This window comes from Rhodococcus sp. DMU2021, from assembly GCF_019641445.1.
Lineage (GTDB): Bacteria > Actinomycetota > Actinomycetes > Mycobacteriales > Mycobacteriaceae > Rhodococcus > Rhodococcus pyridinivorans.
Genome location: NZ_JAIFKB010000054.1, coordinates 1 through 5,202, shown reverse-complemented (window position 1 = coordinate 5,202; position 5,202 = coordinate 1). Strand labels below are relative to the sequence as shown.

Below are 5,202 nucleotides of genomic sequence, written 5' to 3'. Positions count from 1 at the left end.
ACGACGACATTCCTGGTGCGGACACCGGTCCCCGAACACCTACGAGACCCTCTACATCGCTACGCTGGCATCCGCGGCGTAATCCACCACCCGTGTCCATTTGCTGGGGGTAAGGCCCGTGGTCGTCGGTCACGGCGAAGCCACCGACTCGGCCTTGGTGGACAGTCTGCTCGCCGACCGCAGCCTCGCCCGTATCCACGATGTCGGCACCGCCGTGCGCGCACGCCGTGTGGCTCCGTTGATCGAGGCCGGTGCTGCGATCGTCATCGCTGTGCCGCCCCGTGCCGAACCGCTGGCCCGGATGCGCAGCGCCCTCGACTGGCTGGTGGGCACCTACGGGCGGGGCGTGCTTTCCCGCACGGTGGTGTCGATTTCGCACCAGATCCCGCACCGGCTGGTGGATTTGACCCCGATCCGGGAGGCGTTGACCCCGTTGACCGCCGGGTTCGTCGAAGTGCCCTTCGATGCGAGTCTGGCGCGCCCCGGCACCGTCGATCACCGGCATCTGTCGGTCGAGTCGATCGATGCCTGGACCGACGTGCTCGATGCCCTCGGCCGTATCGAGGCCGGCCATCACGACACCGTTCATCGGTCCGGGACGGAGGAGCTGGCATGAGCAGCAGAGAGCGCATCAGTTTCGACGCTCGGGTCGAGCCGTACCCGGTGGCCACCCCCGGACCGGCGGTGTGGCTGCTCGGCGCGCACGGCGGATCCGGCGTCTCCACCTTGGCCCAATACTGGAGTTTCGCCGACGACGCGCAGCACCAGTGGCCGTGCGGCACCGACCGTGCGGTCGAATCACCGTATGTCGTGGTGGTCTGCCGCGAAACCATCCAGGGTCTGTCCAGCGCCCACGATCTGATCCTCGAACACCGCACCCGCGATCTGCCCTGCGAGTTGCTCGGGCTGGTCACCGTGGCCAACGCTGCCGGTCCGCTGCCGAAGGATGTGCGCCAACTGCGTTCGATCGTTACCGGCGCAGTGCAGGCGCACTGGTCGATCGGCTGGCACCGCTTCCTGGCCTCGGCTGCCCGATCGAGCCTTCCCACCTGGCGCGCCCTCGACGGCGTGCCCATCCAGACCAAGGGAGCGGTCATCGACGTTCCCGAGGACGTGATCGCTGCCGGGGTCGGCATCGTCACGGCAATCCAATCGAGTCTGCCGACCTTGTGGTCGGTGCAGTAATCACACGGAGGACAACTCATGCTCCAGACGGTTGTAGATACCGCGTATCTCGCACAGGGTGCCGTCAATTTCGACATCAACCCGGAAGTGCCTCCCGGCGCGAACGGCCTGCTCAAGCTGCTGAACTGGCTGTTGTGGGGCGTCACGCTCGCCTGTGTTGCGGCCCTGATCTTCTCGGGCGGCAAATTCGCGTGGGAGAAGTGGCAGCACGGCTCGGGGGACTCGCCGAAGATGCTCGTCGGCTCGCTTGTCGGTGCGATCGTGGCGATCTCGGCGAACCAGATCCTCGGCGCCGTCACCTCTGCGGCGTAAGGGCGGGGGTCAAGCGATGCAGGTATCCGCTCAAGGGGTCGTTCCCCTTCCCGGTGAGGTCGTCGATGGTTTCCAAACGCTGCTGGGCTATGCGGCCGGGATCGTGTTCATCCTGTGCGTGGCCAAAGTGATCTTCGTCGGCGGACGCCTGGCCTGGGACCACAAGCACGGTGCCGGCATCGAATCCCCCACCGCCGCAGAGTTCGTCGCGGCGAACATCGGTGCGATCCTCGCCGGCGGCGTGGCCGCGACCATCGCCACCATCCTGCTGGCCACCGCCCAAGGGCCCCAAGCCCAGCAGATCGGAAGCGGCCATTCCCCGACGGTCATCGACCAGCTCGAACAAATGCAGCAGCAACAGCAACAGCAGTCCGGCAACGAGGAGAACGAACGATGATGCGTCGGTGGGCGCGAGCAGCGGTGGTCGCGGTGGCGTTGGTTGCCACCAGCTGCGGAGGATCGAACACCCCCGAGTCCGAGCTGTTGATCACCGATCCACCGCAGATCAACCGGTGGATCACCGTCGGCGGGATCGAGGTGCCGATCGGCACCACCGACGGCCCCAGCAATGGTGAATGGGAACCCTTCGCCGGATTCAGCCACACCCCGCAGGGAGCGGCGCTGGCGGCGATCACCCAGTCGGTGCAGCTGGCCACCGCTTCCGATCGCGCCTGGCCCCAGGTCCTTGCCGGTGTAGCCGCACCCGGCGAAGGCCGCGACCTGTACGCCGCCCACCGGGGGCTGGTGGAGATTTCGGGAACCGACCCCGAGATGGTGCCGACCATCGTCGGCTACACCATCACCGACTACAGCGACACCGCCGCCACCGTCGGTGTCGTGCAGCGCTTCTCCGATGGCTCGCTCGCCTCTGCGACCACCGAGGTGGTGTGGATCGACGACGACTGGCGACTGCACCTGGCCAACGAGACCGCTACCACCATCACCGCTCTCGACGCAGTGCCGTCGGAGCTGGTCGATCTCGAGGAGACCCGCAAGTGACCGAGCAGAACACCACCGACTCGACCCACGAGAAGAACACTGGCTCGCTCGACGCCGAGAACGAACGTGCCTCGTCGGCCACCAAACTCACCATCGGCTTGGCGGCGGTGGCCCTCATCGTTGTCGTCGGTGTCGTGGTCAGCCTGGTGATGGTCTTCCGGGGCGAGGACTCAGAGCCGTTGGTCTCTCTCGATCCGACCACCGGCAGTAGCGCCACCGTTCAGGACAAGGACGGACTGTTCGAGCCGGACCCGGTCTTCGACAGGACCAACCGGGTCATCTACGTTCCGCTCGAGCCCGCCGGGGTGATCTTGTCCGACACCCTGGCCAGTTCGAACCGTCCGGCGGACCAGGCCCCCAGCGGGGTGATGCTCCAGCGCATCCACGGGAACATGGACCTTCCGTTCTCAACTTCCGACGGTCCCACCGGGTTCACCGACAACGGTGTCGCCACCGGGTTCTCCCGCACCGCGCAAGGAGCGGCACTCGCAGCAGCTCACTACTTCGGATATGCGTACGCGGGCGGGAACCGGCTGGAGATGGCGACCGAGGCGGGATTGGTGTCGGACCCGAAAGGTGAGTTCTCCACGCTGGGGATTGCCGATGACACGCCGGCGTCGGTGATGCCGATGGTCAACGTGCTGTTCAACCCGGATCTGACTCTGGTGAAGTTCGGCTACACCGTCGAACGCCCCAACGGCTCGACCCAGATCGCTGTCTCAAAGATCCCGATGGTCTGGCGTGAGGGCACCGGTTGGGTGCTCCAGGCCGATTCCACCGCCCTCGGTGTCGAGTACGAATCCCTGTCGGCGGACGGGTGGCAACAATGGTGGTGACCCGCAGCCTGTGGGCGGCACTGATCCGGGTTGTCGCCGTGACGTGCGTTGCCGGTGTCCTCGCCCTCACGGGAGCACACATCGCAGCAGCGCAGGACACCGATTCCTCACCCACTACGGCTACTGACGACTCGTCCCAGGTCGACGACGAGGAAGCTACAGGCTTCGAGCAGCTGGAGACCACCCTCGGCACGTTGACCTGCACACCAGGTGGAATGCTGGCCGGCACCGTAGGTGGCTGGATCGCCGAACAGATCGGCGACGTGGACCTGCCCAGCTGCGGGGACGCGGTCGGCACCGCGGTCGATGCAGGTATCGGCACGATCGAAGATGTCGCCGGGGGCGTTGCTGAGGGTGCGGTCGAGAAGACGGCGTTATGGATCGGCAACGCGGGTGTCGCGGTGCTCGAGTTCGCGCTCGGATGGTGGATCACCGGCACCGAGATGGACGGGGACACCTTCCAGACGACCGTGGCGACGGTCAACGACTACACCTTCTACATCCAGGTCGCGGCCCTGTCGTTGTCGCTGATCCTGCTCGGCGGCCGGCTGGCACTGGCCCGCTCCGGCGCGATCCGCGACACCTCGGAAGAGGGCCTCAAGCAGATGGGCCGTGCGGCGTTGCTGGCCGGGGGAGCATCGACGCTGATCGTGCTCGGCACCGAACTGTCGGACCGGATTTCGGCCTGGTTCATGGACAGTGCGGTCGGCTCCGACCCGTCCCGCCTGGCCGAAGCGATGGTGACGATCCAGTTGTATGCGGGTCCGGCCGGTGTGGGCCTGCTGTTCCTGATCGGCATCATCGGCATGCTCGGCGGGTTGATGATGGCGTTCTTGATGCTGCTGCGCACCGGCATCCTCGTGCTCATGGCAGCGGCGCTGCCGATCGCCGGCGCCGCCGGAGGCACCAAGGTCGGCAGCCAGGCATACGAGAAGATGCTGGCCTGGACGATCACGTTCCTGCTGGTCAAACCGGTCGGTGCGTTCGTGATCGGGGTCTCGGCGATCCTGTTCCTCGAAGCCACCCCGACCATCACCGACCCCGAGAACGGCGATGGGTTCATGGCCCTGTCCGGGGTCATCACCTTGTGCGCTGCAGCGTTGGTGCTGCCCGCGCTGATGCGGTTGATCGTCCCGAACGTCGGCGCACTCGGAGGCGGTGGCAGCGGCCTGGCCGCAGCCGCCGGCGCGGCCGCAGCCGGCGCGAAGGTCGGCGGGATGATCGCCACCGGCGGTGCCAGCGGCGCAGCATCCGGCGCGGCGACCACCAGCACCACCTCGTCGAGCATCTCGAATTCTCCGAGTGGGGCTACACCGTCCGGTTTCGGGGCCGCAGGAGGTGCCGGGGATGGACAGGCAGGCGGCAATCAGAACGGAACTCCATCCGCCCGTGACGGCAGCGCCACCGTCGGCAGTGGTGGCCCGCAGGGCAACGACTCGGGCACCCCCGGTGCTGCTGCGTCCGGCAGCTCCGGAGCGGGCGGTTCCGGTCACTCCGGCTCCGATGCGCCTGTGGCCACAGGAGCCGGTCACCAGTTCAACCGAGGGGGCTTCGAACAGTGAGCAACGAGCCGACATTCAACACCTACGGCAATTGGCGCCGGCCCCGCAGCACCGGCCTGCTCGGAGCCACCTTCGGCACCTCGATCGCAGGGATCGCCGCCGCAGCCGTCGTCATCATCGCGGGTCTGTTCCTCGGCATGAGGGTCGCATTGCTGCTGGCCATCCCGGTGATCGTCTGCTTTATCCCCTTGGTCATCTCCCGTGACGGCCGCTCCGGCTACGAAAGGGCACTGATGCGATTCCAGTTCTGGCGCGGCCGCCGCCGCGGTGAGCACGCCTACGCCTCGGGCACGTTCTCCCGCGTTCCC

8 protein-coding genes are annotated in these 5,202 nt (G+C 66.9%); all 8 read left to right on the top strand.

Features of this window, described 5'->3' with window-relative positions:
* Positions 1-118 precede the first annotated feature (118 nt).
* Positions 119-616, top strand: coding sequence for a hypothetical protein (locus K3M35_RS25300; protein ID WP_259444472.1), 498 nt, complete (start codon positions 119-121; stop codon positions 614-616).
* Entirely contained in the window at positions 613-1,185 is a 573-nt protein-coding gene (locus tag K3M35_RS25295) for a hypothetical protein (RefSeq protein ID WP_220667237.1), read from the top strand. The genes K3M35_RS25300 and K3M35_RS25295 overlap by 4 nt, the downstream gene beginning before the upstream one ends.
* A gap of 18 nt (positions 1,186-1,203) precedes the next feature.
* Positions 1,204-1,497, top strand: a complete 294-nt coding sequence (locus tag K3M35_RS25290) for a hypothetical protein (protein WP_064257214.1) — start codon at positions 1,204-1,206, stop codon at positions 1,495-1,497.
* A gap of 16 nt (positions 1,498-1,513) precedes the next feature.
* Entirely contained in the window at positions 1,514-1,894 is a 381-nt protein-coding gene (locus tag K3M35_RS25285; protein WP_191902829.1) for a hypothetical protein, read from the top strand.
* Positions 1,891-2,496 carry a hypothetical protein gene (locus K3M35_RS25280; protein ID WP_220667236.1) on the top strand — a complete coding sequence of 202 codons (606 nt, stop codon included), beginning with the start codon at positions 1,891-1,893 and terminating at the stop codon, positions 2,494-2,496. The genes K3M35_RS25285 and K3M35_RS25280 overlap by 4 nt, the downstream gene beginning before the upstream one ends.
* Positions 2,493-3,332: a hypothetical protein gene (locus tag K3M35_RS25275; RefSeq protein WP_220667235.1), complete on the top strand. Its 840-nt coding sequence runs from the start codon at positions 2,493-2,495 to the stop codon at positions 3,330-3,332. Before K3M35_RS25280 ends, K3M35_RS25275 begins: the two co-directional genes overlap by 4 nt.
* Complete coding sequence (locus K3M35_RS25270; protein WP_220667234.1) at positions 3,323-4,894, top strand: hypothetical protein; 1,572 nt, start codon at positions 3,323-3,325, stop codon at positions 4,892-4,894. Before K3M35_RS25275 ends, K3M35_RS25270 begins: the two co-directional genes overlap by 10 nt.
* The coding region (locus tag K3M35_RS25265; RefSeq protein ID WP_374107789.1) for an SCO6880 family protein at positions 4,891-5,202 on the top strand (312 nt) is incomplete at its 3' end. The genes K3M35_RS25270 and K3M35_RS25265, both read left to right, overlap by 4 nt.

Coding starts and splice junctions, on each gene's coding strand:
- K3M35_RS25295 (WP_220667237.1), top strand. CDS start 613: ATGAGCAGCAGAGAGCGCATCAGTTTCGACGCTCGGGTCGAGCCGTAC.
- K3M35_RS25290 (WP_064257214.1), top strand. CDS start 1,204: ATGCTCCAGACGGTTGTAGATACCGCGTATCTCGCACAGGGTGCCGTC.
- K3M35_RS25285 (WP_191902829.1), top strand. CDS start 1,514: ATGCAGGTATCCGCTCAAGGGGTCGTTCCCCTTCCCGGTGAGGTCGTC.
- K3M35_RS25280 (WP_220667236.1), top strand. CDS start 1,891: ATGATGCGTCGGTGGGCGCGAGCAGCGGTGGTCGCGGTGGCGTTGGTT.
- K3M35_RS25270 (WP_220667234.1), top strand. CDS start 3,323: ATGGTGGTGACCCGCAGCCTGTGGGCGGCACTGATCCGGGTTGTCGCC.